This is a genomic window from Pseudomonas sp. Tn43 (genome assembly GCF_014192635.1).
Taxonomy (GTDB): Bacteria; Pseudomonadota; Gammaproteobacteria; order Pseudomonadales; family Pseudomonadaceae; genus Aquipseudomonas.
This window is the reverse complement of record NZ_JACHYG010000001.1, coordinates 328,783-354,972: the sequence shown is the minus strand read 5'-3', so window position 1 is coordinate 354,972 and position 26,190 is coordinate 328,783. Positions and strand designations below refer to the sequence as shown.

The 26,190-nt window shown below is 59.8% G+C and carries 26 protein-coding genes and 1 pseudogene; 8 read left to right on the top strand and 19 right to left on the bottom strand.

What is annotated here, in order from left to right; translation table 11 throughout:
* Nucleotides 1-3: 3 nt before the first annotated feature.
* The gene (locus FHW68_RS01530; protein WP_183678306.1) at nucleotides 4-642 is read left to right on the top strand and encodes a c-type cytochrome; all 639 of its coding nucleotides are present in this window, start codon (nucleotides 4-6) and stop codon (nucleotides 640-642) included.
* 64 nt (nucleotides 643-706) lie between these two features.
* On the opposite strand, the gene FHW68_RS01525 is transcribed toward FHW68_RS01530, so the two are convergent.
* The 6 genes from FHW68_RS01525 to FHW68_RS01500 form a co-directional block, all read right to left on the bottom strand.
* The gene (locus FHW68_RS01525; RefSeq protein WP_183678304.1) at nucleotides 707-1,192 is read right to left on the bottom strand and encodes a cupin domain-containing protein; all 486 of its coding nucleotides are present in this window, start codon (nucleotides 1,190-1,192) and stop codon (nucleotides 707-709) included.
* 257 nt (nucleotides 1,193-1,449) lie between these two features.
* Nucleotides 1,450-1,911, bottom strand: a complete 462-nt coding sequence (gene arsN2 / locus FHW68_RS01520; protein WP_260296328.1) for an arsenic resistance N-acetyltransferase ArsN2 — start codon at nucleotides 1,909-1,911, stop codon at nucleotides 1,450-1,452.
* A gap of 53 nt (nucleotides 1,912-1,964) precedes the next feature.
* On the bottom strand, nucleotides 1,965-3,152 hold the full coding sequence (locus FHW68_RS01515) for an MFS transporter (RefSeq protein WP_095635108.1): 1,188 nt from the start codon (nucleotides 3,150-3,152) through the stop codon (nucleotides 1,965-1,967).
* Between the two features lie 63 nt (nucleotides 3,153-3,215).
* Complete coding sequence (locus FHW68_RS01510; protein WP_095635107.1) at nucleotides 3,216-3,914, bottom strand: dienelactone hydrolase family protein; 699 nt, start codon at nucleotides 3,912-3,914, stop codon at nucleotides 3,216-3,218.
* Between the two features lie 47 nt (nucleotides 3,915-3,961).
* Nucleotides 3,962-4,477: a DoxX family protein gene (locus tag FHW68_RS01505; RefSeq protein ID WP_183678302.1), complete on the bottom strand. Its 516-nt coding sequence runs from the start codon at nucleotides 4,475-4,477 to the stop codon at nucleotides 3,962-3,964.
* A 216-nt stretch (nucleotides 4,478-4,693) separates the two neighbouring features.
* On the bottom strand, nucleotides 4,694-5,323 hold the full coding sequence (locus FHW68_RS01500; RefSeq protein WP_095635105.1) for a ferric reductase-like transmembrane domain-containing protein: 630 nt from the start codon (nucleotides 5,321-5,323) through the stop codon (nucleotides 4,694-4,696).
* Nucleotides 5,324-5,552: 229 nt separating this feature from the next.
* Here FHW68_RS01500 and glsB point away from each other — a divergent pair, with 229 nt between their 5' ends.
* From glsB to FHW68_RS27110, 5 genes and pseudogenes are all read left to right on the top strand, one after another.
* A complete protein-coding gene (gene glsB / locus FHW68_RS01495) occupies nucleotides 5,553-6,461 on the top strand; it encodes a glutaminase B (RefSeq protein ID WP_095635104.1) in 909 nt (302 codons plus the stop codon).
* A gap of 75 nt (nucleotides 6,462-6,536) precedes the next feature.
* Nucleotides 6,537-7,661, top strand: a complete 1,125-nt coding sequence (locus FHW68_RS01490) for a DUF3616 domain-containing protein (protein WP_183678300.1) — start codon at nucleotides 6,537-6,539, stop codon at nucleotides 7,659-7,661.
* Between the two features lie 63 nt (nucleotides 7,662-7,724).
* Nucleotides 7,725-9,227: an aldehyde dehydrogenase family protein gene (locus FHW68_RS01485; RefSeq protein ID WP_183678298.1), complete on the top strand. Its 1,503-nt coding sequence runs from the start codon at nucleotides 7,725-7,727 to the stop codon at nucleotides 9,225-9,227.
* 226 nt (nucleotides 9,228-9,453) lie between these two features.
* Nucleotides 9,454-9,795, top strand: coding sequence for a BON domain-containing protein (locus tag FHW68_RS01480; RefSeq protein WP_183678296.1), 342 nt, complete (start codon nucleotides 9,454-9,456; stop codon nucleotides 9,793-9,795).
* 125 nt (nucleotides 9,796-9,920) lie between these two features.
* A pseudogene (locus FHW68_RS27110) lies at nucleotides 9,921-10,046 on the top strand (transcriptional regulator CynR); the annotation flags it as partial.
* A 1-nt stretch (nucleotide 10,047) separates the two neighbouring features.
* On the opposite strand, the gene FHW68_RS01475 reads toward FHW68_RS27110, so the two are convergent.
* From FHW68_RS01475 to FHW68_RS01460, 4 genes are all read right to left on the bottom strand, one after another.
* The gene (locus tag FHW68_RS01475) at nucleotides 10,048-10,350 is read right to left on the bottom strand and encodes a hypothetical protein (RefSeq protein ID WP_183678294.1); all 303 of its coding nucleotides are present in this window, start codon (nucleotides 10,348-10,350) and stop codon (nucleotides 10,048-10,050) included.
* 158 nt (nucleotides 10,351-10,508) lie between these two features.
* The gene (locus FHW68_RS01470) at nucleotides 10,509-10,838 is read right to left on the bottom strand and encodes a hypothetical protein (RefSeq protein ID WP_095632034.1); all 330 of its coding nucleotides are present in this window, start codon (nucleotides 10,836-10,838) and stop codon (nucleotides 10,509-10,511) included.
* 462 nt (nucleotides 10,839-11,300) lie between these two features.
* A complete protein-coding gene (locus tag FHW68_RS01465; RefSeq protein ID WP_095632035.1) occupies nucleotides 11,301-11,834 on the bottom strand; it encodes a GNAT family N-acetyltransferase in 534 nt (177 codons plus the stop codon).
* A 164-nt stretch (nucleotides 11,835-11,998) separates the two neighbouring features.
* Nucleotides 11,999-13,948 carry a DNA topoisomerase III gene (locus FHW68_RS01460; protein ID WP_183678292.1) on the bottom strand — a complete coding sequence of 650 codons (1,950 nt, stop codon included), beginning with the start codon at nucleotides 13,946-13,948 and terminating at the stop codon, nucleotides 11,999-12,001.
* A gap of 355 nt (nucleotides 13,949-14,303) precedes the next feature.
* Between FHW68_RS01460 and FHW68_RS01455 the strand changes: the two genes are divergently transcribed.
* Entirely contained in the window at nucleotides 14,304-14,666 is a 363-nt protein-coding gene (locus FHW68_RS01455) for a DUF427 domain-containing protein (RefSeq protein ID WP_095632036.1), read from the top strand.
* A gap of 183 nt (nucleotides 14,667-14,849) precedes the next feature.
* On the opposite strand, the gene FHW68_RS01450 is transcribed toward FHW68_RS01455, so the two are convergent.
* Both FHW68_RS01450 and FHW68_RS01445 read right to left on the bottom strand, forming a co-directional pair.
* Nucleotides 14,850-16,472, bottom strand: coding sequence for an MFS transporter (locus FHW68_RS01450; protein ID WP_183678290.1), 1,623 nt, complete (start codon nucleotides 16,470-16,472; stop codon nucleotides 14,850-14,852).
* Between the two features lie 179 nt (nucleotides 16,473-16,651).
* Nucleotides 16,652-18,301: a GMC family oxidoreductase gene (locus tag FHW68_RS01445; protein ID WP_183678288.1), complete on the bottom strand. Its 1,650-nt coding sequence runs from the start codon at nucleotides 18,299-18,301 to the stop codon at nucleotides 16,652-16,654.
* A 133-nt stretch (nucleotides 18,302-18,434) separates the two neighbouring features.
* Here FHW68_RS01445 and FHW68_RS01440 point away from each other — a divergent pair, with 133 nt between their 5' ends.
* Nucleotides 18,435-19,319 (top strand): LysR family transcriptional regulator, encoded by an 885-nt coding sequence (locus FHW68_RS01440; RefSeq protein ID WP_095632039.1) that lies wholly within the window; start codon nucleotides 18,435-18,437, stop codon nucleotides 19,317-19,319.
* 421 nt (nucleotides 19,320-19,740) lie between these two features.
* Here FHW68_RS01440 and FHW68_RS01435 read toward each other — a convergent pair whose 3' ends face one another.
* The 7 genes from FHW68_RS01435 to FHW68_RS01405 are packed head-to-tail and all read right to left on the bottom strand — an operon-like array spanning nucleotide 19,741 to nucleotide 26,086.
* Complete coding sequence (locus tag FHW68_RS01435) at nucleotides 19,741-21,159, bottom strand: ATP-binding protein (RefSeq protein WP_183678286.1); 1,419 nt, start codon at nucleotides 21,157-21,159, stop codon at nucleotides 19,741-19,743.
* On the bottom strand, nucleotides 21,156-21,818 hold the full coding sequence (locus tag FHW68_RS01430; protein ID WP_095632043.1) for a response regulator: 663 nt from the start codon (nucleotides 21,816-21,818) through the stop codon (nucleotides 21,156-21,158). The genes FHW68_RS01435 and FHW68_RS01430 overlap by 4 nt, the downstream gene beginning before the upstream one ends.
* 11 nt (nucleotides 21,819-21,829) lie before the next feature.
* Complete coding sequence (locus FHW68_RS01425; protein ID WP_183678284.1) at nucleotides 21,830-22,474, bottom strand: tetratricopeptide repeat protein; 645 nt, start codon at nucleotides 22,472-22,474, stop codon at nucleotides 21,830-21,832.
* Entirely contained in the window at nucleotides 22,471-23,280 is an 810-nt protein-coding gene (locus tag FHW68_RS01420; protein WP_095632045.1) for an SDR family oxidoreductase, read from the bottom strand. The genes FHW68_RS01425 and FHW68_RS01420 overlap by 4 nt, the downstream gene beginning before the upstream one ends.
* The gene (locus FHW68_RS01415) at nucleotides 23,267-23,941 is read right to left on the bottom strand and encodes a TenA family transcriptional regulator (protein WP_183678282.1); all 675 of its coding nucleotides are present in this window, start codon (nucleotides 23,939-23,941) and stop codon (nucleotides 23,267-23,269) included. The genes FHW68_RS01420 and FHW68_RS01415 overlap by 14 nt, the downstream gene beginning before the upstream one ends.
* Nucleotides 23,938-25,419, bottom strand: a complete 1,482-nt coding sequence (locus FHW68_RS01410; RefSeq protein ID WP_183678280.1) for an AMP-binding protein — start codon at nucleotides 25,417-25,419, stop codon at nucleotides 23,938-23,940. Before FHW68_RS01410 ends, FHW68_RS01415 begins: the two co-directional genes overlap by 4 nt.
* Complete coding sequence (locus FHW68_RS01405) at nucleotides 25,409-26,086, bottom strand: thermostable hemolysin (protein ID WP_183678277.1); 678 nt, start codon at nucleotides 26,084-26,086, stop codon at nucleotides 25,409-25,411. Before FHW68_RS01405 ends, FHW68_RS01410 begins: the two co-directional genes overlap by 11 nt.
* Nucleotides 26,087-26,190 lie beyond the last annotated feature (104 nt).

The following is a 26,190-nucleotide window of genomic DNA, read 5'->3' as shown; positions in this document are numbered from 1 at the left end:
CGCATGAAATATATGACCACCTTGCTGTGCGCGGCTCAGGTTTTTTTGGCTGCCATGGCTAGCGCGGCACCACTATCGATCACGTTGCCGCCCGAAACGGCTGCGTTCAAGCCCAGTGCGCTGCCTGGCTACTCGTTGGCCCAGCAGAAATGTTCCACCTGTCACTCAGCCGACTACATCAACTTCCAGCCTCCTGGCATGACCCTGGCTCAGTGGACGGGTGAAGCGAGCAAGATGCAGCACGTGTACGGTGCTCCGATCAGCGATCAGGATGTGAAGATTATCGGCGCTTACCTTGCGGTGACCTACGGGAGTGCCCATGCGAGCGATGCCGATGTGCTGGCTGCTTCGAACCCGTCGGCGAACCAACCCCCGGCGGCGTCTGTAGCAAAAGACGATGCCATGGCCTTGTTCCAGAGCAACGCCTGCCTGTCGTGCCACGCGATCGATCATAAGGTCGTAGGCCCGGCCTTTCACGATGTCGCTGCCAAGTATGCCAATGACCCGCAGGCACTGGCCAAGGTAACGTCCAGCATTCAGCACGGTGGTGCCGGCAAATGGGGAAATATCCCAATGCCGCCTTTTGCGCAGCTAAGCCCGGACGATCTGCAAACCCTGGTAACTTTCATCCTGGACCAGTAAGCCAACCTTTACGGCCAGGCGATCTGCTGCATCCTCGCCGCCATCTTCATCGCGCAGGGCGCGCTCACTGCATTGTTTTGTTCCTGGGATCGTCCGCCGGGTTGAGGTAAGTGATTCCCCAAGGCCCTGTGCCGTGGAGTTGAAGCACGGTTTCCTGTTCTTGACTGGCGCCGTACATCGACGTGCCGACAGGAATGATCAGGGTGTCACCCGGATGATAGGCCTTGGCCCGTGCCGGATCGAAGGTGTCTCCGGTGGCGAAGTAGAAGGTGCCCGAGATAACGGTTACGCGTTCGGTCACGGGATGGGTATGCACGCCGATTTTTGTATTGGCCGGCAGCTTCAAGCGCAGGGTGAAGGGCTCGGCGGCTTTCAGGTCACCTTCAATCACGGCAATCATGGCGCCGGGGCCCACTGCCGGCGCAGGTTTCCAGTTGAGTCCGGATGAGGTGGCGGCAATAAAACCCGCTTCCTCGGCCAGGGCGGTCAATGTCAGAAAGGCAGGGCTGAGCAAGGCCAACAAAACAGCGGCCGCTTTGTGGGCAGTCATCATGGTTTCCTCATGTATGGGGGCCTCAACGCACAGGCGCAGAGCCTGTGCAATCAAGTCATATACGTTGACGGTAGCCGAATGCCGGATCGCGGATATACCCATTGTGAACCAGTGCTATAACGCATAAGCATGAATGTATGCTGGCCTGAGGTTGAAAGGGTCGATGAGAAGGCGTTGAAAGCGCTGATTCGAGCGGCGGTAGCGCTTAACACATCGGTGTGAACGGCTGACTGCAAAGAATTATCAAGAAAAGCCTATAAAGTTTTTCGTAGATAGCGCGCCGATGCAGGACACAGGTGCTTGAACTGGGCTGTCTGGCTGATGACCACAGGCGCTTCACCCCTATCGAGCAATTCATAGCCATTGGCTGCGAAAAAACCAGCCGCGCTTTGGGTCAGCAAGTGAAGCCGGACTGCGCCTTGGGCGATTGCACAGTGTTCCAGTTCAGACAACACGGCTTTACCCAGCCCCTCGCCACGACGAGTCTCACAAACGATCAGTGAACGAAGCAACAGATCCGCGCCAGAACCTTCCAGCCCTCCATAAGCAACCCGGCTTCCATCCACCTCGAAGCGGAAAAACTGCAGCCCCGGTTCTCCGACATCATCGCAGGGCAATCCTGCTTCGCTCAAAGACTCACGGAGCTGATGCAAACCGCTTGGCCCTACCTTCATCATCTGCATCGTTTGCTCCATTAAGATGTTTTTGGCACTCAAATTACTGGCTCGATCCTGGCGCTTTCCGGGCTCAGGTTAGCGGCTGCGATGGACTAAGGCTTGCGCAACAGAAGCAACAACAGCGCCGCAGCCGCCAGGCCCGCCCCGACGATGAACGTGCTGGCCGAGCCCGAGATTTCCCACAGCGCACCGGCAAGCACACTGGCGATCAACAGGCACACGCCGCTGATCAGGTTGAACAGGCCGAACGCCGTACCCCTGAGGTGTTCCGGTGCGGTGTCGGCGATCAGCGTCGCCAGAATGCCTTGGCTGAAGCCCATGTGCAGGCCCCACAGGGCCACGCCCGCCAGCATGCTCATGATTGAATCTGCTTGCGCCAATAACAGGTCCGCCAGGATCAGCAGGACGATGCCGATGCATAGCACTTTGGTGCGGCTGATCCGGTCGGACAACCAGCCGGCAGGGTAGGCGGATACGGCATAAAGCAGCGACATGACCACCATCACCATCGGCACCCAAGTGGCCGTCAGCCCTGTTTGCTGTGCTTTCAATACCAAAAAGGCTTCACTGAAACGGGCCAGTGTGAAAAGCCCGCCGATGATCACCACCCACCAATAATCGCGCGAGAAATCCCGCAGGACTTTCCAGTGGATAGGCGAGCGGAAGGCGCCTTCGCCAGCGACAGTGGTCGGCTCTTTGACCCCGCCGATAATCAGCGCCACCGATATCACCGCCGGAATCACCGCGAACCACAACACCAGATGGATCTGCCCGAGCCAGAGCATCAGGATAATGGCCAGAACCGGACCCAGAATGGCGCCCACGGTGTCCATCGATTGGCGCAAACCAAAGCAGGCACCACGGATTTCGGCGGGTGCGATATCGGCGACCAGGGCATCTCGCGGCGCGCCACGAATGCCTTTGCCGATGCGATCCAGAAAACGCGCGGTGAACACCACCTCCACCGATTGCGCGAGGGGGAAAAGCGGTTTCGACAACGCCGCCAGTCCATAGCCCATCAACAGCAAGCCTTTACGCCGGCCGATAAAGTCGCTGATGGCGCCGGAGAAGATCTTGGTCAGCATTGCGATCGCTTCGGCGATGCCCTCGATCACCCCGACAGTCAACGCGCTCGCGCCCAAGGTCGTGACCAGAAATATCGGCAGCAGGCTGTGCACCAGTTCTGAAGACAGGTCCATGAACAGGCTGACAAAACCCAAGGCCCAGACCGTGGAGGGGATGCGTACTGAAGCCGGTCTGGGTTTCGAGAGGTTGTCCATGCAGGTTTCCGGGATTGAATGCTCACCGATCGTTTATGTCGCCAACCCCCTTTAAAGGAGCCCTTAAAGGTTTTGACTCAAAAAGAGCAACGTATTGCCATGGGCCTCGACCGCCGCCCGCTGGTTATAGCTGTCACGGTGCGAACAATTGAAGCCATGTTCGGCCCCCGGATAGACCTGGATATCGACATCGTCGTTGAACTCGAAACGCTCGGCGATTTGCTTCACGGCGTCGATGGGAATGTGGCTGTCCTGTTCACCGAAGTGCATCAACACCGGCACCTTGATTTCATCGGCTCGATCCAGCTGGTTCTGAATGCCGCCGCCGTAGTAGGCGATCGCCACATCGACAAAACCGTTGGCCGCGGTGTTGTACGACAGCATGCCGCCAAAACAGAAGCCAATGGAGGCGATTTTTCCATCCAGCCCCGGCTGTGCTTTCAGGGCGTCGATGGCCAGTTTGATGTCGGCTTGCGCTTTTTGGGTATCGGTGGCGTTCATCAGCTCGACGGCGCGTTTCCAGCCGGTTTCGTCGTAGCCCAGTTCGATTCGGTGGCCGTGGCGCCAGAACAGATCCGGCGCGATGACCAGGTAGCCGTCGGCGGCATATTGCTCGGCGACCGAGCGAATGTGCTCGTTGACGCCGAAGATCTCCTGAATCAGCACAATCCCCGGGCCTTTGCGGGTATGGGGAATGGCCAGGTAAGCGCCGAATGTGCCCTCACTGCTGGTGATTTCGATCCATTGGGTGGTCACGCTCATGATGGCTCCTTTACATAAGTTGGGTGAGGTATCGAGACGCTGGCGGATCAGCGGTGACTGCGCCGCCAGAAGTATCGAGCCAACAGCGCGTCGACGCTGAGCTTACCGGCCCCCGAGAGCAACAACGGCAGGAGGGCTGCGAGATAGATCAGCGGCAGTTTGAAATTGCCGTGGCCTTTATTGCTGATGGCATAACCCTGGACAAGTTCACTCAATGTAGACCAATCGGCCGGCCAGTGAACGGCAGCGGTCGCAACGATCGTGACCACGGTCAGGATAATCGCCGAGACCCGCGTCCCCAGGCCCGCCAGCAGGGCAAAGGCGCAGATCAATTCGGCCCACATTGCCAGTTCCCAATTCAGCGTGGCGGGAACGTGGTTGAAGGGGAACGGGAAGCGGTGCTGGATGTCGGCGAACCAGTTCTGGCCGTTCCATTTTTCCAGGCCTGACTCGAAAAACTCCCAGGCCAGAAACACCCGCAACGTCAGGGGCGCGATCCAGCTGCCGAGACGGTCGAGGTTCAGGTGCAGGCTTTTGAGGGCTGATGAGAGGGGGGGATTCATGGGCTTGAGCTCCGGGATTTGATCGACAGGTACATTCATTGTGGTAGCGGGCTTTTGTGGCGAGGGGGCTTGCCCCCGTTGGGTCGCGAAGCGACCCCGGCATTTCAAAGTTAAATCGCATGTAACGGGTTTACGACTGCTTCGCAGCCGAACGGGGGCAAGCCCCCTCGCCACAAAAGCCCGCTCCCACAGGGGAATGTTGGTGTTGTTGAGGTTTCATTCGGTCAATAACGCATGCCTCGTTGACCGTTTGTACTTCAACGCAATCTTGCCCAGCAGCCGAACGACGATGGCCGAGAACATCAGGCCGAACGGCAATACATACCAGGCGCTCAGGGGGATGCGTTTGAAGTTGGAATAGGTGAATACCGCTGCAATCACCCACATGCCGCTGACATGCAGGGCTTTCCAGGCTTTGGGGCCGATCAGCCGCGCCGTGGTTTTGAACGAGGTCAGCGCCATCAGCACAATGAACAGATAACCCACCGAGCCCGGAATGTTGCCGACCGTGGTACGGCCGGGCCAGAACTCGGGGTTCAGTTGGCCGTAGCTATAGATCAGCAGGGCATGTACCAGATGGGAAAACGCAAAGGCCAGACCGATGAAGCGTCGTTCACGCACCAGCGATCGAGTGAAAGGCGAGGGCACCAGCACAGCGACGGCGGAGGCCGTGAACGCCGCCAGAAACAGCACAAACGACGTGCGTGCGGTGGCGCGAATGGCACTGCGCGTGGCCTCTACCAGATCCGGATTCAGCAGCAGAATCAGACCGGTCATCAACAACACCAGCAAGGACAGCAGGCCAAACAGCGACCAGCCGTGGTAACGGGGAATTTGGGTCATCATGACAACTCTCCTGAGCAAGAGCCGACCCGGTTTTGCAAGCGGTCGGCGGACGGCAGGAGTTTTTCAACCCGATGTGTGGGCGGTATGTCCGAAAGCGCGCCCGGTGCAAGTTCATGTATCCCGGGCCTGGACAGATACATTCCCGTACAAAACTGTGATTCAGCCCCGATCAGTGGCGTCTAGCGACAGTGTCCCCGCAATCCCATGGGGCGAGACTTCGGAACCCGGCATGCAAGCGCTGTTGAACGAGATCCTTGACGCAGTCCGACCGTTGATCGGTCAGGGCAAAGTGGCTGACTACATTCCCGCCCTCGGCACCGTGCCGGCCAATCAGTTGGGCATTGCCGTGTATGGCAATGACGGTGAGTTGTTTTGTGCCGGCGACGCCGACACGCCGTTTTCGGTGCAGAGTATTTCCAAGGTCTTCAGCCTGGTGCAGGCCATCGACCATTCCGGTGAGGCGATTTGGCAACGTCTGGGCCACGAGCCGTCCGGGCAGCCGTTCAACTCGCTGGTGCAACTGGAGTTCGAACGCGGACGCCCGCGCAATCCCTTCATCAACGCCGGTGCGCTGGTGATCTGCGACATCAACCAGTCCCGTTTTGCCGCGCCGGCGTTGTCGATGCGCGATTTTGTCCGGCGCTTGTCCGGCAACCCGAATGTCATGGTGGACGGCAAGGTTGCCGAATCGGAATACCAGCACCGCGCGCGTAACGCGGCCATGGCGTATCTGATGCAATCGTTCGGTAACTTTCATAACGACGTCGAAGCCGTGCTGCGCAGCTACTTCAGCCATTGCGCGTTGCGCATGAGTTGCGTGGATCTGGCTCGCACGTTCTGCTTTCTGGCTAACGACGGTTTCTGCAAGCACAGCGGCGCCCAGATTCTCAGCGCTCGCCAGACCCAGCAAGTCAACTCGATCATGGCCACCAGCGGGCTGTACGACGAAGCCGGCAATTTTGCCTATCGTGTCGGCCTGCCGGGCAAGAGCGGCGTGGGTGGCGGGATTGTCGCCGTAGTGCCGGGGCAATTCACGGTGTGCGTCTGGTCCCCGGAATTAAACACTGCCGGCAACTCCCTCGCCGGCATGGCGGCGCTGGAGTTATTAAGTCAGCGGATTGGCTGGTCGGTGTTCTGATGGCCTGTCTTGACTAGCGCCCGATGACCGCTACCGTGAAGCAGGCATTCTTTCACTCAAGGGGCGGGTGACTTCATGGCGAATTTCGGTTCCGGGCTTCTAGTCTTCAACGATCCGGACACTCATATGCGCAAAGGCTTGTCTGCCGTGGTCCAGATAGGCGACACCCTTTGGGTTGCCAATGATGAATCCTTGAGCCTGGAGCGCTTTACCTTGCGTGAGCGCGTCGGTGCGGGCGAGTTTCTGTTCGATCAGCACAAACAATTCCCGTTGGCGTCCCTGTTGACGCTGCCGGTCATCCCGACGATTGGCGAAGCATGCGTTGAGGCAGACCTGGAAGGCATGAGCTACGACCGCGACACGGGGTATCTCTGGATGGTGGGGTCTCACAGCCTGAAACGGAAAAAACCTGATAGCTCCAAGTCCCCGAAGAAAAACGCCGAGCGCCTGGCAACGGTCAGCTGCGATGGCAATCGTTTTCTCCTGGCCCGGATTCCGGTGGTCGAAGAAAACGGGACGTTCACGTTGGTGAAGAGCACCGTCAGTGATGATCGAGTCGCCGCTCAATTGTCCGGCGATCAACTGGGTAATGAATTGCTCGACGAACTCAAGGATGACGAGCATGTCGGGGCATTTCTGCACATTCCCGGCAAGGACAACGGGTTCGATACCGAAGGTCTCGAGGTCAATGGCAAGCGGGTTTTTATCGGGTTGCGAGGGCCTGTGCTGCGGGGCTGGACCATTATTCTGGAGATCGAACCCCAAGCCCATCCCAAGACCGCCCACACGCTGAGGCTGAAAAAAATCGGGCCCAAGGGGCGCAAATACCGAAAGCATTTTCTCCAGTTGGGCGGGCTCGGCGTCAGGGATTTGTGCATCGATGGCGACGACATGCTGATTCTGGCCGGGCCGACGATGAACCTCGACGGGCCAGTCAGCGTATTTCGATGGCTCGACGGTGCCAGCCCAACAGAGGAAGGTTTTGTCTTCAGCGAACAATTGCCGCCGGTTCTGGAGGTTCCTTACGGGCAAGGAAAGGATAAAGGACGCGATCATGCCGAGGGACTGACCTTTATCAGCGCCGCAGGCGTAGAAGAGCCCTTGCTGCTGGTGGTCTATGACGCGAACGCCGGATGGCGCAAACAGGGGAGCAATCGCCTGGAGCAAGATGTATTTCGCCTGGCAAAAAAGCCCCGGTGAATGACGCTTGACGGATTTTCCTATACATTTTCTGGCCGCTCTCCTGCATGGTGAAACCGTTTCATGTCTCTTGCGCTCGAACGTCTAGTCGCTGGCACGCCAATCCCTTTTGCCGGTAATCGTGTCACTGTCGTCAGCCCCGAACTGGCGGCGCGCTTTCAGCCCGGCGACCATCTGCTGGTGGAGCAGGTCAGCGGCGAATTGTTGCTGATTCCAGTGGCCGACCAGCAAGCGGCGGCGGTCGCCATCGAGCGTGCCGAAGCAGCATTCGCTGCAATGTCCGGCGTCCCGGATCAGGCCATCAGCGAGTTCTTCGATCATTTTGCTCAACGCCTCGAAAACCCGGAATGCTGGGCCTTGATTGCGGCCGCCAACCTGGCCGACATCGAACGGGCCAAGGCGCGCGGGCGTTCCACCACGCGGTTGCTGGCCGATGAACGCATGCGCGGCGACATGATCGCCGGCCTGCGGGCCTGGCGCGATGCCCCGGCCACCCGTGGCAAAGTCGTGAGCTGCGTCGAGCACGACGGCTGGAAAGTCGAGCAAGTGGTCTCGCCGCTGGGCATTGTCGCGTTCGTGTTCGAAGGCCGACCGAATGTCTTTGCCGATGCCGCTGGTGTATTGCGCACGGGCAACACCGCGGTGCTGCGCATTGGTAGCGATGCATTGGGCACTGCCCAGGCCATCGTCACCCACGCATTGAATCCGGCATTGGCCGACGCCGGCTTGCCGACCGGTGCGGTTTCGCTGGTGGAAAGCGTCAATCACGCCGCCGGTTGGGCAATGTTCGCCGACCGCCGCCTGTCATTGGCGGTGGCCCGTGGCTCGGGACGGGCAGTCAGCCAGTTGGGCAGCATCGCGCAACAGGCCGGCACCGCCGTCAGCTTGCACGGCACCGGCGGCGCGTGGCTGATCGCCGACCAACACGCCGATGCCCGGCGCTTTGCTGCCGTGGTGCGCAACTCGCTGGACCGCAAAGTCTGCAACACCCTTAACGTCTGCCTGATCCACCGCGACCGCGCCGCTGAGCTGGTGCCGCTGTTTCTCGACGCACTGCAACAGGCCGGCACCGCTCGGGGCCAGGGTTGCAAGTTGCATATCGTCGAGGGGAGCGAGCAGCACTTGCCAAGTGATTGGCAAACCGCGAGCGTCGAGGTATACCGCGCCGACGGCTATCAGACCGAAGCGTTGGCCGAACCGCTGCCCGAGGACCAATTGGGTCGCGAGTGGGAGTGGGAAGAAACCCCGGAAGTCAGCTTGAAAATCGTCGACGACCTGGAGCAGGCCATCATCCTGTTCAATCGCTACAGCCCGCAATTCACTGTGTCGCTGATCAGTGAAGATGCCCCGGCGCAGGAGCGTTTCTACAACGCGGTCAACGCGCCTTTTGTTGGCAACGGGATTACTCGCTGGGTCGATGGCCAGTACGCACTGAACAAGCCGGAACTGGGGCTTTCGAACTGGGAGAGTGGCCGCCTGTTTGCACGCAGCGCGATTCTTTCGGGCGATGGCGTGTTCACCATCCGAAGCCGCATGACCCAGACGAGTCTGTCGGTCAAACGCTGAGACGTAAGCCGCGCAAACCCGCAAACCTGTAGGAGCGAGACTTGCCCGCGAAGAGCGATGATGCGTTATCGCTGAAAAAAATGCGGTGCATGCTTCGCGGGCAAGCCTCGCTCCTACAGGACTTTCGTCGCCCCGACCGCAGACAACGGCCGCACTATACTTAATGTGTGTCCATGCCTGCGGGGGAGCGGACAGCGCATCTGATTACTTCAGAGAGGGTTGCGCCATGAAACTTCATTCCTTTCAACATTATTCTCATGGTCTGGAAACGGTCGTTAACGACGCGTGGATTACCACCCGGGTGAAGTCGGCCCTGGCATTGGCCGACTCAACCCTTGGTCTGCATGTCCATGTCAAAACCCATGCGGGCAGGGTTGCATTGAGCGGCCGTGTCAACACTCATAGACAGTGTGAGCAGGCTGTTGCTCTGGCCCGGTCGGTTCCTGGTGTCGCCGACATCGATGCCAGCGAATTGCTCACTCACGTGTTCACCCCGGGGCATTCTCCAGAAGCACCGAATGCCGAAGAGACCACTGAGCGTCGGCCATCCTCGTCAGACGACAAATGATCATGGCGATCTTGTGAGTGTCATGCCTGAACCGGAGCCAAGGATGGGCGCAGTCATGTGCCTGCCCATTTTGTAACGTGGCGCCGAGCCTTCAGTCGGCTTTGACTGCTTGACCATGCACCGGCCGGATTGAATTACAGGGCGAAGCACCCCGGCGCGACGCGGCGTTGTTGCGCAGGAAGAACAACTACCACAGTGCCGCGTCGGTGGCATTCGCGAACCTGGTGATGGCGGGCAGCGCCAGCGTGTAGATCAATCATCCACCGACTGGCAGATGCCATTGCCGCCTTTCTTGCTGATATAGGTCACGGCAACCGAGTCATCATCGGCGATGCTGATCGAGATCGTTACGTCCGAGCCCTTCGCCTCGAAAAGACGCTCATTGATCATTCTGGTCTGGGCTTCTTTGCTATTGATGATGACCGGGCCATCCTGGTCGGCGTGGACCATGATGTTCCCGGGGCAGTCCACATCGAAGGCAGGAACGCCGGGAACGCTGTTCGCATGAGCGGCACCCGCCAACGCCAGGAGAATGAATGTGAGGGCTTTTTTCATCGCAGACCTCCAGTGGATAAACCGATGTCCAGCGTTTTGTTAACCATAGCTCTGTTCTTTTGACTCAGTGGTGTCGCACGTGTCGCAGGCAAATAAAAAAGGCCCCGCTCGATGAAACGAGCGGGGCCTTTTTATGGAGGGCGGTTAATCTTCCCTAATCAGTACAACCGATCAATCACCCGAACTTCGTTCTGGTTCTGCATCGATGCCCATGCCTGTTTCAGCGTTTGCAGCACATTACCGATGAAGTCTTTGTCGGCCGCGGCTTTCTTGCCGACATAACCCTGGCCGCGACGGTACATCTTCAGTCGGGCGAGCAGGTTCTGGTTGTTCCGGTCGAACTCTTCTTCATGGGCATAGGGCGACAGGCAGTCGATATGGACCTGGCCCGATTTGCTGATCCACAGAATATGGCTGTCCAGGCTGTCTTTTTTCGCAGCGAACAAACGAGCCAGTTCATCGATAGTAGGTTGATTGTTCAAATTCATTGTAAGCCCCTTGACCATTTGGTGATCTTTCAAAGTTGATTCGCTAATACAAGTAGCCCATCGGTTAGTTGATCCCTGGCACCGAAACCAGGACGTCAGCGGCCGGCCGTCAATACGACGGGGTTCGCGTCTGTTGCATGTAGTCGTGTTGAATAACTGCTACGCAATAGCGTCACAACGAAGAGAAGCGGCGAAAACCTGGAGGCCACTGCCGACGTTTTCAGGGTCGGCCACAAGCTTCATGAGGATTGATCGCCAGCGCTTCTCGTCCTTGTACTGGACGTTCAGGCCAGGTCAGCTTCTTCAATCTGCCTTGTGGGCAGCGTGTATCCGGGAAAAACAGCTCGGCGGTCAGACGAGCTTGCTCAAACGTGTTGCCTGTACTCCCGATCGGGGAGATGTCTGCATCATGCAAGGGCAAATCGGAGGCGTCAACGGTTTTGTAGTGATTATTTTTGATCACTACATATTGTCGGACAAAGTGGTTTTGGAATTAGAGAAGCGGTAAAAGGTGCAGGGGTAGCCATCCACTGCCAGTTGCTGCACGGTGAATGCTGAGCCCGTGAGATCAGGCATCACCTTGGCCCAGAACCGCCGCGCAGGCTGGTTGGCATCGATGTGGAAAATCTGCCATTGACCGGGGAATCGGCTCAAGAGGGCAGAGGCGACAAACTTCGCGACGCCTTGGCCACGAAAGCGTCGACTGACAAAGAAGTAGCCGATGTTGTGCTCCGCACCGACGACATGGGTTTCGTCATCCACGGTCACGAAACCGGCAAGCTCGCCGTCAACCTTGATCAGAAACGGCCTGGTTGCCGGATTGCGCCAGTAGTCCTGTCTGGGCTGGATGTTGAAGAAGCCATGCTCACCGAGTTTCAGCGGCAACCATTCGCTGAAGTCATACACGTAGAACTGCATCAGGTTCTCGATGGTTTCCAGTTCGTCGCGCTGAGCGGCGTGCAGTTCTATCAAGGGCTGGCTTCTGACTGTCGTCATGGTTGTACCTTTTCAGAAAGCAGGGCTCTTGCCTGATGCGCCGCAGTACCTGTAGGAGCGAGGCTTGCCCGCGAAGAACGATGACGCGTAATACCTGAAAAACCGCGGTGAATTCTTCGCGGGCAAGCCACGCTCCTACAGGTTTCGATTCGTTGCAAGTGCTCTCAAGCCTTGCCCGCCGGTTTCGCTACGCGCTTGGTGCCGGTCGAAGCCTTGCGTTTGGCCGGTTTGCGTTTGTTTTTCCACGGTGCGGCGCCACGCCCGGCGGGGCTTGCCGGCCCGCTAATGGTCAGGTTCAGGCCGGCGCAACGGGCCACTTGCTTGCTCATCCACGCCGCTTGTTTGGTGACGAATTCTTCCAGGCTCATTTCACCGCTCTGCACCATGTCCAAAGCCTGTTCCCAGATTGCCGTGGTGCCGGGGTCGGCAATGGCGCGCGGCACGGCGTCGATCAGGCTGAACGCTGCCGGCGTCGCGGCCAAAGCCTTGCCGTTCTTGATCAGGTAGCCACGGTCCAGCAGACCCTGGATGATTGAGGCGCGGGTGGCTTCGGTGCCGATGCCGGTCGTGTCCTTGAGCTTTTGCTTGAGCAGTGGATCTTCCACCAGTTTGGCGACGTTCTTCATCGCCTTGATCAAATCGCCTTCGGTGAACGGCTTGGGCGGCTGGGTCCAGAGGTCCTTGAGCTTCACATCCGCCACCGCGCAGTCACGCCCTTCGGCCAGTGCCGGCAGTGTTTGTGGTGCCGGTGCTTCACGGCCCTTGGCGGGTGCGAGGGCCTCGGGCAGGGCGCGTTTCCAGCCAAGCTCGACAATCTGCTTGCCCACCGCGCGCAAGGCTTCACCGGCGCAGTCGAAGTCGGCTTGGGTCCGGTCGTATTCATGGTTGGGCAGGAACTGCGCCAGATAACGCGCACGAATCAGGGTGTACACCGCCCGTTGCTTGCCCACCAGTCGGTCGAGGTTTTTCGCCGCCGCCGTGGGGATGATGCCGTGGTGAGCGCTGACCTTGGCGTCATTCCAGGCCCGTGAGCGACGCTGGGGTTCCAGATAATCGTGCAAGGCATTCAGGGCCGGATCGGCCTGCATCAGCGCGGCCAGGATTGCCGGTGCTTCGCTGTGCTGACTCAGCGGCAGGTAGCCGCAGTCGCTGCGCGGGTAGGTAATGACTTTGTGGGTTTCATACAGGGCTTGGGCGATGTCGAGGGTTTCCTGGGCGCCGAGCCCGAGCTTCTTCGAGCAGACTTCCTGCAACGTGCCCAGGTCGAACGGCAAAGGTGCGACTTCGCGCATGCGTTCGGTGCGCAGTTTGATCACCCGGGCGCTCGCCGCACTGCCAATGGCTGTAGCCGCTTTCTGCGCCAGCGCCTGATTCAGGCAGCGATCCTGATCATCGCAAGCGTCGGAGGCCGCACGCCACTGGGCGGTGAACGCCGTGCCATCGTGCAGCAGTTGCACGTCAATCGCCCAATACGCCACCGGGACGAAATCGGCAATGCTGCGGTCGCGATCCACCACCAGGCGCAAAGTCGGCGTCTGCACCCGACCGACCGGCAATACACCCTGATAGCCGGATTGACGTCCCAGCAGCGTGAACAGCCGACTCATGTTCATCCCGATCAGCCAGTCGGCCCGGGAGCGTCCCAATGCCGAATGATAAAGGCTGAATGTCTCGATCCCGGGCTTGAGCACCGCCAGGGCCTTGCGAATCGATGCATCGTCCAGCGCCGACAGCCACAATCGCCGGATCGGCCCGCGATAACGGCAATGCTCCACCAGCTCCCGGGCGATCATCTCGCCCTCACGGTCGGCGTCGGTGGCAATCACCAGTTCACTGGCCTCGCCGAGCAAGCGTTTGACCGCCTTGTACTGGCTGGCCGTGCGCGGTTTGACGGTCATCTTCCATTTTTCAGGAATGATCGGCAGATCCGCCAGCACCCAACGTTTGTAACGTGCGTCATAGGCATCCGGCGGTGCGGTTTCCAGCAGATGGCCGATGCACCAGGTGACCGTGACGTTTGTTCCCAGCCAGCAACCATCGCCCCGGCGCTTGGCGCCGAGCACGGCCGCGATATCTTTGGCCTGGGAAGGTTTTTCACAGAGGTACAGCTGCATAACCACCATCATCGATCAGTGTTCGAGAGGTGCACAGAATGGCGGCTGATGAGCGATGGAGCAATCTTTATCTGTATGGATGTACAGCTTAAGCTGTTGCGGTGGATGACAGCGGTCAGTCCACCACAAACAACCTGGCGCCCATGGCGGTGGATGAACGATGCGCTTCGGCATTGTCCGCCACTTGATAACTCATGCCCGGCGTGAGAACGAAGACTCGACCGTCCTTCCATTCAGTGCGCAGTTACCGTAGCCAGGCAAGCTCCGTTCGGCTGTGAAGCCGTCGCGATACCGAAACATGAGGTATACCTGTCGGAGCGCCAATACAACGCAGCAGCGACAGAGGATCCTGTTCATGAAAGCCCCCAGCCCCGGTACTCCCATCACCATCAACCCTCAACCCGGCTGCGTGGTGGTGAAATTCCATGACATTCAAGTGGCGTCATCCACTCGGGCGCTGGTTATGCATGAGGCCAATTATCCTCCGGTGTATTACATCCCCCGGGAGGACATCGCCGAACAATATTTCGCCCGCACCGACCACACCAGTTACTGCCCGTACAAGGGCGATGCCAGCTATTTCAGCCTGCAAATCCCCGGGCATGAAGCGGCCAATGCGGTATGGAGTTATGAGCATCCGAAGGTGTCAGTCGCGCAGATTCGTGGGTATGTGGCGTTTTATCCCGAAGAAGTGACGTTTGAGGTGCTTGATACCTGAGGTGCGCAAAGCATTTGTGGTGAGGGGGCTTGCTCCCGTTCGGCTGCGAAGCAGTCGTAGAACCTCCAATCGCAGTGCGCCTGACACACCGCGTCGAACGGTTTTGGGGCCGCTTCGCGACCCAACGGGGGCAAGCCCCCTCGCCACAGGTAAGCCTGCTCCCATCGCTAGAGGTTCATGCCGTCAGTTCTTGTCCAGATCCACATCCTTCGTCTCACGCAAACACATCATCCCCACCACCAGGCTCACCCCGGTAATCACCACCGGGTACCACAGCCCGTAGAAAATATCCCCGGTGTACACCACCAAGGCAAACGACACCGTCGGCAGGAAGCCACCAAACCAACCATTGCCGATATGGTAGGGCAGGGACATGGAGGTGTAGCGGATGCGGGTCGGGAACAGTTCGACCATCAGCGCCGCCAGCGGGCCGTAGCACATGGCGGAGATGATGATCAGGGCGACGATCAGCGCCACGATCATGGGTTTGTTGATCTGTTGGGTGTCCGCTTGTGACGGATACCCGGCCAGGGTCACAGCACCGCGCAAGGCCGCTTCATCGTAGCCATCGATTGTCACCTCGCCGATGCTGACCTGCACGGCGCTGCCGGCCGGGGCCGCTTCGCTGTTGTAGGGCAGGCCTTGCTTGACCAGGAAAGTTTTGACCTTGTCGCACGGGCTATCAAATTTAGCCTTGCCCACCGGGTCGAACTGGAAGGTGCAGGTGGCCGGGTCCGCCAGCACGGTGATCGGTGCCTGGCGGCTGGCCTGGTCGATGGCCGGGTTGGCGTAATGGGCCAGGGTCTTGAAGATCGGGAAGTACAGCGCAGTGGCCAGCAACAGGCCGATCATCAGCACCGGTTTACGGCCGACCTTGTCCGACAGCCAACCGAAAAAGATGAAGAACGGCGCGCCAATGGTCACGCTGACGATCAGCAGACTGTTGGCCAGTGCCGGGTCCATTTTCAGGAACTGGGTGAGGAAGAACAGCACATAGAACTGCGCGGCGTAGAAGGTTACCGCTTGCCCGGCGTTGATGCTGAACAGCGCAATCAGCACCACTTTGAGGTTGTCCCATTTGCCGAAGGAATCGCGCAGCGGTGACTTGCAGAGCTTGCCTTCTTCTTTCATTTTCACGAACGCAGGCGACTCATGCAGGCTCAGGCGAATCCAGGTCGAGATACCCAGCAACACGATCGAAAACAGAAACGGAATGCGCCAGCCCCAGACTTCGAACTGGTCGCCGGTGAAGTAGCGGCAGCCCAGCACCACCAGCAGCGACAGCAGCAAGCCGAGGGTGGCGGTGGATTGAATCCAGCTGGTGTGGAAACCGCGTTTGCCCATCGGTGCGTGTTCAGCGACGTAAGTGGCAGCGCCGCCGTATTCTCCGCCCAATGCCAGACCCTGAAGCATACGCAGCACCACGAGGATGATCGGCGCGGCGATGCCGATGCTCGCGTAGGTCGGCAGCAAGCCGACGCAGAACGTCGCCAGCCCCATGAGGACGATGGTCGCCAAGAACGTGTATTTGCGCCCGATCATGTCCCCCAAGCGTCCGAACACCAGCGCACCGAAGGGCCGCACGATGAAGCCGGCGGCGAAGGCCATGAGCGCGAAGATGAACGCCGTGGTGTCGTTGACCCCGGCGAAGAACTGTTTGCTGATGACCGCCGCGAGGGCGCCGTAGAGGAAAAAGTCGTACCACTCGAACACCGTCCCCAGGGACGAGGCGAAGATGACTTTCTGGGTTTCCTGACTGGTGCCGGCGCTGCGGACCGCTTCCAGGGGCTGAACATGTTCTGACATACCGGTATCCCTCACAGTGATTGTTTTTGTTGTTCCACTGTCGGCGCCAGCCTGGTGGGCGGGTGCCGCGTTTATCCGTAAAGCGGGGTGTACGTCGATCTTTGCAGGAGCGAAGTTTGCTCGCGAAGGCGTCAGACCTGACACACCACGTCATCGTTCTTCGCGGGCAAGCCTCGCTCCTACAGTGGGTTGCTCAGCAGTTCCTTCTGCGGGTCAAGGCTCCTTGTGCTGGGGCTGAGCATCAATTGCGCGGCTTTCTCGGCGATCATCAGTGTCGGCGAGCAGGTGTTGCCCGAGGTGATGCGCGGCATGATCGAGGCGTCGGCGATGCGCAGGCCGGGGACGCCATGGACGCGCAACCCGGCGTCGACCACCGCGTGGGCATCGTTGCCCATCCGGCACGTGCCTACCGGGTGGAAAATCGTGGTGCCGATCCGGGCGGCGGCTTCGTGCAATTGTTCTTCGCTCTGCAAGCTGTCGCCGGGCAGGTACTCGACCGGTTTGAACGCTTGCAAGGCGGGCGCGGCAACGATGCGGCGGGTCAGGCGGATGGCATCGGCTGCTACCCGCAAGTCTTCGGGATGGCTCAGGTAGTTGGGCTGAATCAGCGGCGCTTCCCGTGGGTCGGCAGAGCGAATGTCTATCCGGCCACGACTTTGCGGGCGCAGATCGCAGACCGACGCGGTGAACGCGGGGAAGGCGTGCAGCGGCTCGCCGAAACGCTCCAGGGACAACGGTTGCACGTGGTATTCGAGGTTCGCCGAGGTCTGCTCCGGTCCCGATCGCGCGAAGGCGCCGAGTTGGCTTGGGGCCATGGACAGTGGGCCGCTGCGGTCATACAGGTAACGCAGGCCCATGCCCATCTTGCCCCACAGCGTGCCCGCAATCTGGTTCAGGGTGCGGGCGTTTTCCAGTTTGTAGATCAGCCGCAGTTGCAGATGATCCTGCAGGTTGCCGCCCACGCCGGGCAGTTCATGGACCACGCCGATGCCCAGTTTTTGCAGCAGCGGGCGAGGGCCGATACCAGAACGCTGAAGAATGCCCGGTGAACCGACGGAACCGGCACACAGAACGATTTCCTTGCGCGCCTTGAAGGTTCTCACCTGGCCTTGCCAACGCGCACTGACCGCCGAGGCGCGGCCGTTTTCCAGTAGCACGCGGTCCGCTTCAACGTCGGTCAGCACCGTCAGATTGGTGCGCTGACGGATCGGTTTGAGAAACGCCTTGGCCGCGTTCCAGCGCACTCCGGCCTTTTGATTGACCTGGAAATAGCCGCAGCCTTCGTTGTCGCCCTGATTGAAGTCATCGATGCTGGCGATGCCGCTTTGCTCGGCTGCCGTGCGAAACGCGTCGAGGATCGGCCACGACAGACGCTGACGCTCGACTCGCCATTGCCCAGCGGCGCCGTGAAATGCCGAGTCGCCGGCAAAATGGTTTTCGCTTTGCTTGAACAGTGGCAGCACGTCTTGCCAGCCCCAGCCGGCATTGCCCTCGGCCGCCCAAGCGTCGTAATCGCCAGCCTGGCCGCGCATGTAGATCATGCCGTTGATTGAGGAACAGCCGCCGAGCACCTTGCCGCGCGGGTAGCTCAGGGCGCGACCCTGCAGGCCCGGTTGCGCTTCGGTCTTGAAGCACCAGTCGGTGCGCGGGTTGCCGATGCAGAACAGGTAACCGACAGGAATGTGAATCCATGGGTAGTTGTCGCGGCCGCCGGCTTCGAGCAGCAGCACGCGATGCTGCGGGTTGGCCGACAGTCGATTGGCCAGCAAACAACCGGCCGGCCCGGCGCCGACCACGATGTAGTCGTATTCATCAAGGGAAGTCTGCATCCTTGACCTCATATTGTTGTTCTTGTTGTCGGTCATCCTAGTTGTTAGCTTTCGTTAAAAGAATGTTAGTTTTTGCGCAGGTGCTGTGCGTTTTTAAACAGCGTCGTTAACGGCCTAACGTCAAGGATGGTTCATGTTCGACTGGAATGACCTGCGTTTTTTTCTAGAATTGCAGCGCAGCGGCCGCTTGCTGACCGCCGCGCGCCGTTTGAACACCACCCACGCCACCGTGGCCCGGCACATCGAGGCCATCGAAAAAAGCCTCGGCACCGCGCTGTTCATCCAGCATGCCCAAGGTTACGAATTGACCCCGGCCGGCGAAGCGCTGCTCAAACACGCCGAAGCCATGGAGAACGTCGCGTTGCTGGCTCAGGAAGAAATCACCCAGTCATCCGCGCCGCTAGGCAAGATCCGCGTCGGCGTGACGGAAGGGCTGGGCATCATGTTCCTTGCCAGCCGCATGAACGGGCTGTTCGAACGCTATCCGGGGCTGGAAGTGGAACTGGTGGCGGTGCCGCGCTTCGTCAGCATCCTCAACCGTGAAGCCGAGATTAGCATCCACCTGGAACGCCCGGCCGCGGACATGCTGGTCACCCGCAAACTCACCGACTATCGCCTGGCGCTCTACGCCAGCCAGGCCTATCTGGACCGTTCGCCACCCCTGCGCAGCCGCGAAGACCTCGGCCGTCACGCCTGGATCGGCTACGTCGACGACTTGCTGTTCAGCCAGGAACTGATGTTCCTCAACAGCTTCTGCCGCAACCCCCAGGTGGTGTTTCACAGCACCAGCGTCATCGCCCAGCAACAGGCAGCGCGCTCGGGCCTGGGAATCGCCGTGCTGCCGTGCTACATGGCCAGCGCCGATCCCCAACTGGTGCCGTTGCTGCCGGATGAAAGCATCCAGCGCAGTTACTGGATCAGTACGCGGCGCGAGCTGCACAAGTCCGTGAGGTTACGGGTGTTGTGGGATTACGTGGTGGAGTTGTGTGAGCGCGAGCAGGGGTTGTTGCTGGGATAGTCAATATCAAAAAATCGCGGCCTTCTGCGGCTCCTAAGGGAGAGGGGTAGGCGCTACCGGAAGACCGCGATCTTTTGATCTGGGAGAATTTCAGATTCATTTGCGCCAATAGATAACCATTCGAAACATGATGAACGCCTCAAGTCATTTCTAGGGGCAGCTTATCCCGGGCCAAACTGAAAGTGACCTGTTAGAACTGACAGTTCATTAGAGCGCTTCGCGATAACTTCAATCATTGCTTATTAATGGCGAGCTAGTTTGCGCTGGACTGCGCAGCGGTCCTGGACTTCAATTCCCGGGATCAAGGCAAGGAGCGTCCACCGCCCGCGAAGAACGATGACGTGGTGTGCCAGACCTGACGCCTTCGCGGGCAAGCCTCGCTCCTACAAGGGATTGTGTTTAGGCGTACGGCTGTAGTCACTCAGCCATTGGGCGGCAGCTCGCAGGTGGTCCGCTGCGCAGGGTTGTGGTGTTGGCCATCGGGAATCGACAGGGTCGCCCGCAACCCGCCTTCAGGTAGATTGACCAGCGTAATTCGCCCACCCAGCCGCGCCGCAATGGTGCTGACGATGGTCAGCCCCAGCCCCGCGCCCCCGGTATTTCCACGGCTGTAGAAACGTTCGAATAACCGTGCGCGATCTGCTTCATCGATGCCTGGCCCCTGGTCCTGGACGCTCAAATCATAGAACCCGTTCTCCTGACTCAATCGCACGGTGATGACACCCTGCTCCGGCGAAAAATTCGCGGCGTTGGTGACCAGGTTGTTCAGAGCGATGTCGATGTCGGCGGCGTCGGCCAGCACTTCAAAAGGCTGGTCAGCAACATCGAAGGCCAGCTCCAGATTCCTGCTCAATAACCAGGGCGTGAGTTGGGCCAGACTGGCGCGCACGGTTTCGCTCAGGTCGATGCTTTGCTCCATTGGCGCCACGGCTTTGGGTTCAAGACGGGCCATGGTCAGCAATTGATTGACCAAGCGGCTGGTGCGGTCAACACCGGCAATCAGAAACGCCAGGGATTCACGACGCTCCTGTTCCGTGCCGGCTTCCTGCAGGTTCTGCGCATGCACTCGCAGCACCGCCAGCGGCGTGCGTAATTCGTGAGCGGCGTCGGCGATGAAGCGCCGTTCGCGGCCAAGCACTTCCTGAATTTGCGCGAGCATGCGGTTGAGCGCTGCCTGCATCGGTTCCAATTCACTGGGTAATGGGTTCAGTTGCAACGGCTCCAGAGAACCGCTGTGCCGAGCCCGCAACGTTTGCGCCATATTGGCCAGGGGCTTGAGCCCCCAGCCAATGGCCAGCCAGACCATGGCCGCCAGGATCAGGCTACCCAGCACATTGGGCCACAGGGTATGACGTACGATCCGGTCTACCAGGTCCGCACGCACGTCGTCCCGTTCACCGACCCAGATGCGCAGGTCATTCTGTTTGTCTTCGAGCATGAACACCCGCCAATGGCGATTGTGCAGGTCCACCACATCGCTGAAGCCCGATTTGGTCGGCGGTGCCGTGAAGGAGGGCGCACTGGCGGTATGCACCAGCACTTCACCCTTGCGATTCCACACCTGAAAGGCAATTTTGCTTTCGTAGGGATGACCATCGACTCTCGGCACCGCTTCACTCAAGGCCTTGTTGAATGCTTGATACAGTTCAGCGTGTTCACGGCTGGCCAGCGGCATGCGCATCACACCCTGCAGAAGCCGGGCGTTCTGGGCCAGTTGGGCGTCGTAGACTTCGGCAATTTCATGATTGCTGTCGTGCAGGTTGAGCACACTGATGATCGCCAGGCCTGTCAGCATCAGGCCGATGATCAGCGTCAGGGTGCGACGCCGAATCGAAGTCATCGACGCTCCTCGACCAGGTACCCGACACCGCGAATGGTACGGATCAGGTCAGTGGAGAACTTCTTGCGCAGGTGATGGATATGCACTTCCAGGGTGTTGCTTTCGGCTTCTTCGTTCCAGCCGTAAAGCAGTTGCATCAGGTGATCGCGAGTCATGACCCGGCCTGGAGGCGAAAGCAATTCGTGGAGCAGTTGATACTCCTTGGGCGTCAGCGCCACCGGCTCACCTCGATAGCTGACTTGCTGGGTGCCGGGGTTCAGGCTGATGCCGGCGTGCTCGATCAGCACTTGAGCGCGACCGGCGCTGCGTCGCAACAAGGCCCGCAGGCGAGCCTTGAGTTCGGCCAGGTCGAAGGGCTTGATCAGGTAATCGTCGGCCCCGGCATCCAGCCCGGCGATGCGGTCTTCGGTGGCATCCCGGGCGGTGAGAATCAGTACCGGAAGGTTGGAGCCACTTTCGCGCAGGCGGTGCAATACTTGCAGACCGTCCATGCGCGGCAGGCCGAGGTCGAGGACCGCCAAGTCAAATGTTTCGCTGAGTAACGCATGCAAGGCACTGCGCCCGTCTTGCAGCCAGTCGACGGTGTAACCCTCACGGCCCAGAGCCTGATGAATGCCCTCGCCAAGGGCCACGTCATCCTCGATCAGTAATAAGCGCACGCGGACTCCTGTCAGTTGAGTTTTTTGTTCACGTCCACCAGTAATGCCTCGATCTCTTTGCGCCGCCCGGCATCGGCGCTTTCCCGGCCAGGGCGTGGTGCCGCTTGCAGGGCTTTTTGCAGTGCGTCCCTGGCTTCACCATAGCGCTTTTGACGGTAAAGGTGATCGCCCCAGAAGTACAGACTGTCGATGCCGGCCGGGTTCAGCTGCAAAGCCTGCTTTAACAGCTGTTCGGCCTTGTCGGCATCGCCAAAACCGATGGGCCAGCCGGGGACGCGATCATACAACGCCGCAAGGCTGGTGAAGGCCGAGCCCTGCAGGGCCTTGGGGTCAATGGCGAGGGCTTTTTCCAGATCGACTTTGGCGGCCTTGACCTTGCTCAGGGCTCCGATGCCACCTTGGGCGCCGGCCCAACTGCTGGTGACGATACCGGACCAGATCCACGCTTCGGCCAGGGACTGGCGTTCCCGGGTGAAGGCCGAGGTCTGGGTCGCGAGTTTTTCGAAGGCCGCGGTACGCTGGTCGGCGGGCAATTCGTATTGAATGTGCGCCCAGCTTTGCTGAATGCCATTGAGGCGTTGCTGATCGGCGGTGTCCAGCGCCCAGACGCTTTGGCTCAACACTCCGAGCAGCAAGCAAGTGACGATTTTTTTCATGGTTTGAGACTCTCGTTATCGGGTTTCTGACTGAGGCGACGGATCAGCGGCAACTGCTTGCGCAGGCCACGGTCCACCAAATGTGGCAACAGACTGTTCAGGCGAACGAAAAAGCGCTCCGGCCAGCCCAGGTACACATCGCGCCGGTCACCGGCAATCGCGTGGATGACCGCCGAAGCGACAGTTTGCGGATCGTCGACATTGGCGTTGAGCGCATCGTTCAGCGCCTGGGCCGCCGGGCTGTTCATGCTGGTGTGGGTCGCCCGGGGGGCGACGTAGAGCACGCTGATCCGGGTGTCGGCCAGCTCCCGGCGCAGGGCTTCGGAGAAACCGCGCAGGGCGAACTTGGTGGCGCAATAGCTGGCGTAACCGGGATAACCGATGGAGCCGTAGGTCGAGCCGACGTTCACCACCATGGCGCTCTCGGCTTGCTTGAGCAGCGGCAGCAAAAGCCTGGTCAGGCAGATCGGCGCACTGATGTTCACCGCCAGCATCGCATTGATCTCGCTGTCATCGAGCTGTTCGAGCATGGCGAATTGGTTGACCCCGGCGGCGTTGACCAGCAGGTTGATGCCACCGATGGCTTCGCCCGCAGCCAGCACTTTGCATCGATCGCCGGGGACGGTCAGGTCAGCGCCGACCCAACACAGGTGCATCGGGTAGCGTTCGAGCAAGGGTTCCAGCGCCTCCCGGTGCCGGCATACGGCCAACACCCGTGCGCCACTGGCACACAGGGCGCTGGCGATGGCCAGGCCGATACCCCCGCTGGCTCCGGTCAGAACCACACGGGCTTCATGCAGCTGCATGCAGGTTCTCCCCATCGCGGGGCAGGCCACGGAACATGTCGGTATAGAGCGTGTAAACGACCTTTGAGGCATGAATCACCGCGGCTTGATCTGCCGGGTCTTGGAGTGTGTTCATCAGCTGGCGGTAGGTCTGCATGTGTTCGATGTCCAGCGAACCGTGGGAACTCAGGTAGCTGAAGGCAGTTTCCGGCAGCGCCAGGCGTTCGCGGATGCTGCCGGCCGCATGGGTGGCCAGGGCTATGCTGGTGCCTTCCAGCACATTGACCATGCCGAACAGGCCCACCGGGTTGTCTCGGGCAATCAGGTCGTAGAGGAAGCTGATCATCAACTCGATCGGCAGCGATGGACGACCGTCACGCACCGCCTCTTTGTCACCGCCACAGGCCGCGATGTCGTCGAGTATCCACTGTTCGTGGCCGTACTCCTCGTCGATGTACTCACACACCGCTTTGCGTAGCCATTCCAGCCGCTGCGGCAGACGTGCGCCGCACGCCATCATCAACGGCACGGTATGGCGCACGTGGTAGTAGGCCTGAGCGAGGAAGGCACGGTAGCTCTCCAGGCTGACCTTACCCTCAAGGGCATCGCGGATGACCGGCAGGTTGAACAACTCGTGGCGTTCCTGCTGGGTAGCTTCTTGCAGGGTGTCGAAAAAACTCATGATGCGGATTCCTCGGAAAAAACCAATTCAGTGAGCTGCGCCCGGTAACGCTCGACAATGGCATCGCGGCGCGGTCGGCCATTGGCGGTCAGCAAACCGTTGGCGGCGGTAAACGGTTGATCGAGACGGGTCCAGTGATGAACCTGGGCGTAATCTGGCAAGGCTTCGTTGGCCTGGGCCACGGCGGCAGCCAGTTCGTCATCGGTGCAGTCCGGCCAATGGGGCCAGAGCAGAGCGTGGTTGTTCGGCATCGCTTCGCCGTAGACGAATGCCTGAGCGATGTGGCGACGCTGAGTGAGTTCAGCCTCGACCCATTCCGGATTGACGTTGCGGCCGAAACTGGTGACGAACTGATGCTTCTTGCGCCCGTTGAGGTAGAGAAAACCTTCCGGGTCGAACTCGCCGAGATCGCCGGTCGGCCACCAATCATCGGGGAAGGGCGCTTGTCCCAGATAGCCGAGCAGGGTCGAGCCCTTGACCAGTACTTCACCATCATCGGCCAGGCGAATCCCGACATGGGGCAAAGGCCTGCCAACGCTACCAGGGCGGCGCGCGCCCGGGCGATTGAGGCACACCACCGACGAGCATTCCGACAACCCGTAACCTTCATAGACCGGGATGCCGATGCGCTGGGCGCGATGCAATAATTCTTCGCTAACCCGTGCACCGCCGACCGCAGCAAAACGCAACGATTGGGGGTTGAACGTTTTTTGCTCGGCGGCGCTGACCAGCATCAGCAGCAACTGCGGCACCAGGATCAGACTTTCCGGTTTGCGGGTGGCCAGACAACCCGACAGTCGTGGCGCATCGACACCGCTGGCACCCTGAATGCCCAGGGTTTTCTGGCTCGGTACGCTCAAGGTCGCGCCGGCATACAGCGCGGCATAACAACCGAGGTTTTCCAGCAGAATCGCCAGGGGCAGCAGTGCCAAGTGATGACGTGGGTCGGTGGGTTTGCTGGCCTGATCCAGTTCGCGGGCCACTCGCAAAAGGCTCTCGGCGCTAAGACACACGCCTTTGGGCGTGCCGGTGGTGCCTGAGGTGAAGGTCAGTTTGGCGGTGCCTTCGGGTATCCGGTTCGGGCCGTTGAAGGTGCGACGCCAGAATTCACCGGTCTTTTCGTAGCCGGCTGCTTGCAGTTCGGCCTTCAGGTCCGGTTCGGCAATCATCAGGGCTGCCTGGCTCTGTTCCAGGCAATGGCTGCGTTGTGCCGGGCTGAAGAAGGGCGGCAACGTCAGGCAGGTCAGGCCTTCGAACAGGACGGCCAGATCCCAGAGCATCGCCTCGATGCCGTTGTCCAGGGCCAGCGCGACCACTTTGACGTGCTCATCGCGCAGACGCTGTTGGCGGTACATGACCTCGGCGTAGAGCGTGGCGTAGTCCAGTTTCAACTGATCGCCCCACAAGGCGATGGTGTTGGTCTTGCGCTCGGCATGATTGCGCAAGGTCTGCTTGAACCGCTCCATTTCAAGCGACATGGCTGGACTCCTCAAGGGAAGTCGGCAACCCCAGGCGATTGAACAGACCGATGTTGCGCAAATGGATGAAACCGGCGCGGATGTTGCCGACATGCACCCATGGCTGGCTCTCGTAATAACTGCCCCAGAGGTGACGGTCGTCGCCCAGCCGCGCTGGGTCGGCGGCGCAGAGCGTTACCGGCCTCAAGCCCAGGCGATGAAAACTGTTCACCAGCCCGATGTTGCCGGTGAACGCCACCCATTCCAGCCCACCCATGGCCAACAGGTAGGTGATGGCAATGATGCTCAGGCGCGCACTGCCGGTATCGCTGGCGGCGAGGTTACCGACCTCGACAATACCTGCCCGGTCCACGGGTTGCCCGGCGGTGTCGCTGATCAGCGGATCGATTGCCTCATCCAGGTAACGCTCCAGAAACAAGGGTTCGACATTGGCCAGTCGTACGCCAGCCACTGCACACAGCGAGCCTGACGCATCGCTCATGCCGAACAGTTGCGGCATGAATTGGCGGATGTCGGCGCCGTGGGCCTTTCGAAAACGCTGCTGGATAAAGGCTTCGAAAACCGGACGCTGGGGATCGTCCGCCAAGGCTCTGGCCAGACTCATCTGCGGAGTTTCGGCTTGGCCGAAGTGCAGGGGCATCGGGATGTTCCAGTCGAAATCGGGCATGGGCAAGAACGCCTCCCTGAGTAAGTTCGGGAGGAGTATCAAAGGCAATTCTTAACGGAGTCTGAAGGTGGACCTTCAGATTGTCTTAAGACTGGACGGGCAGG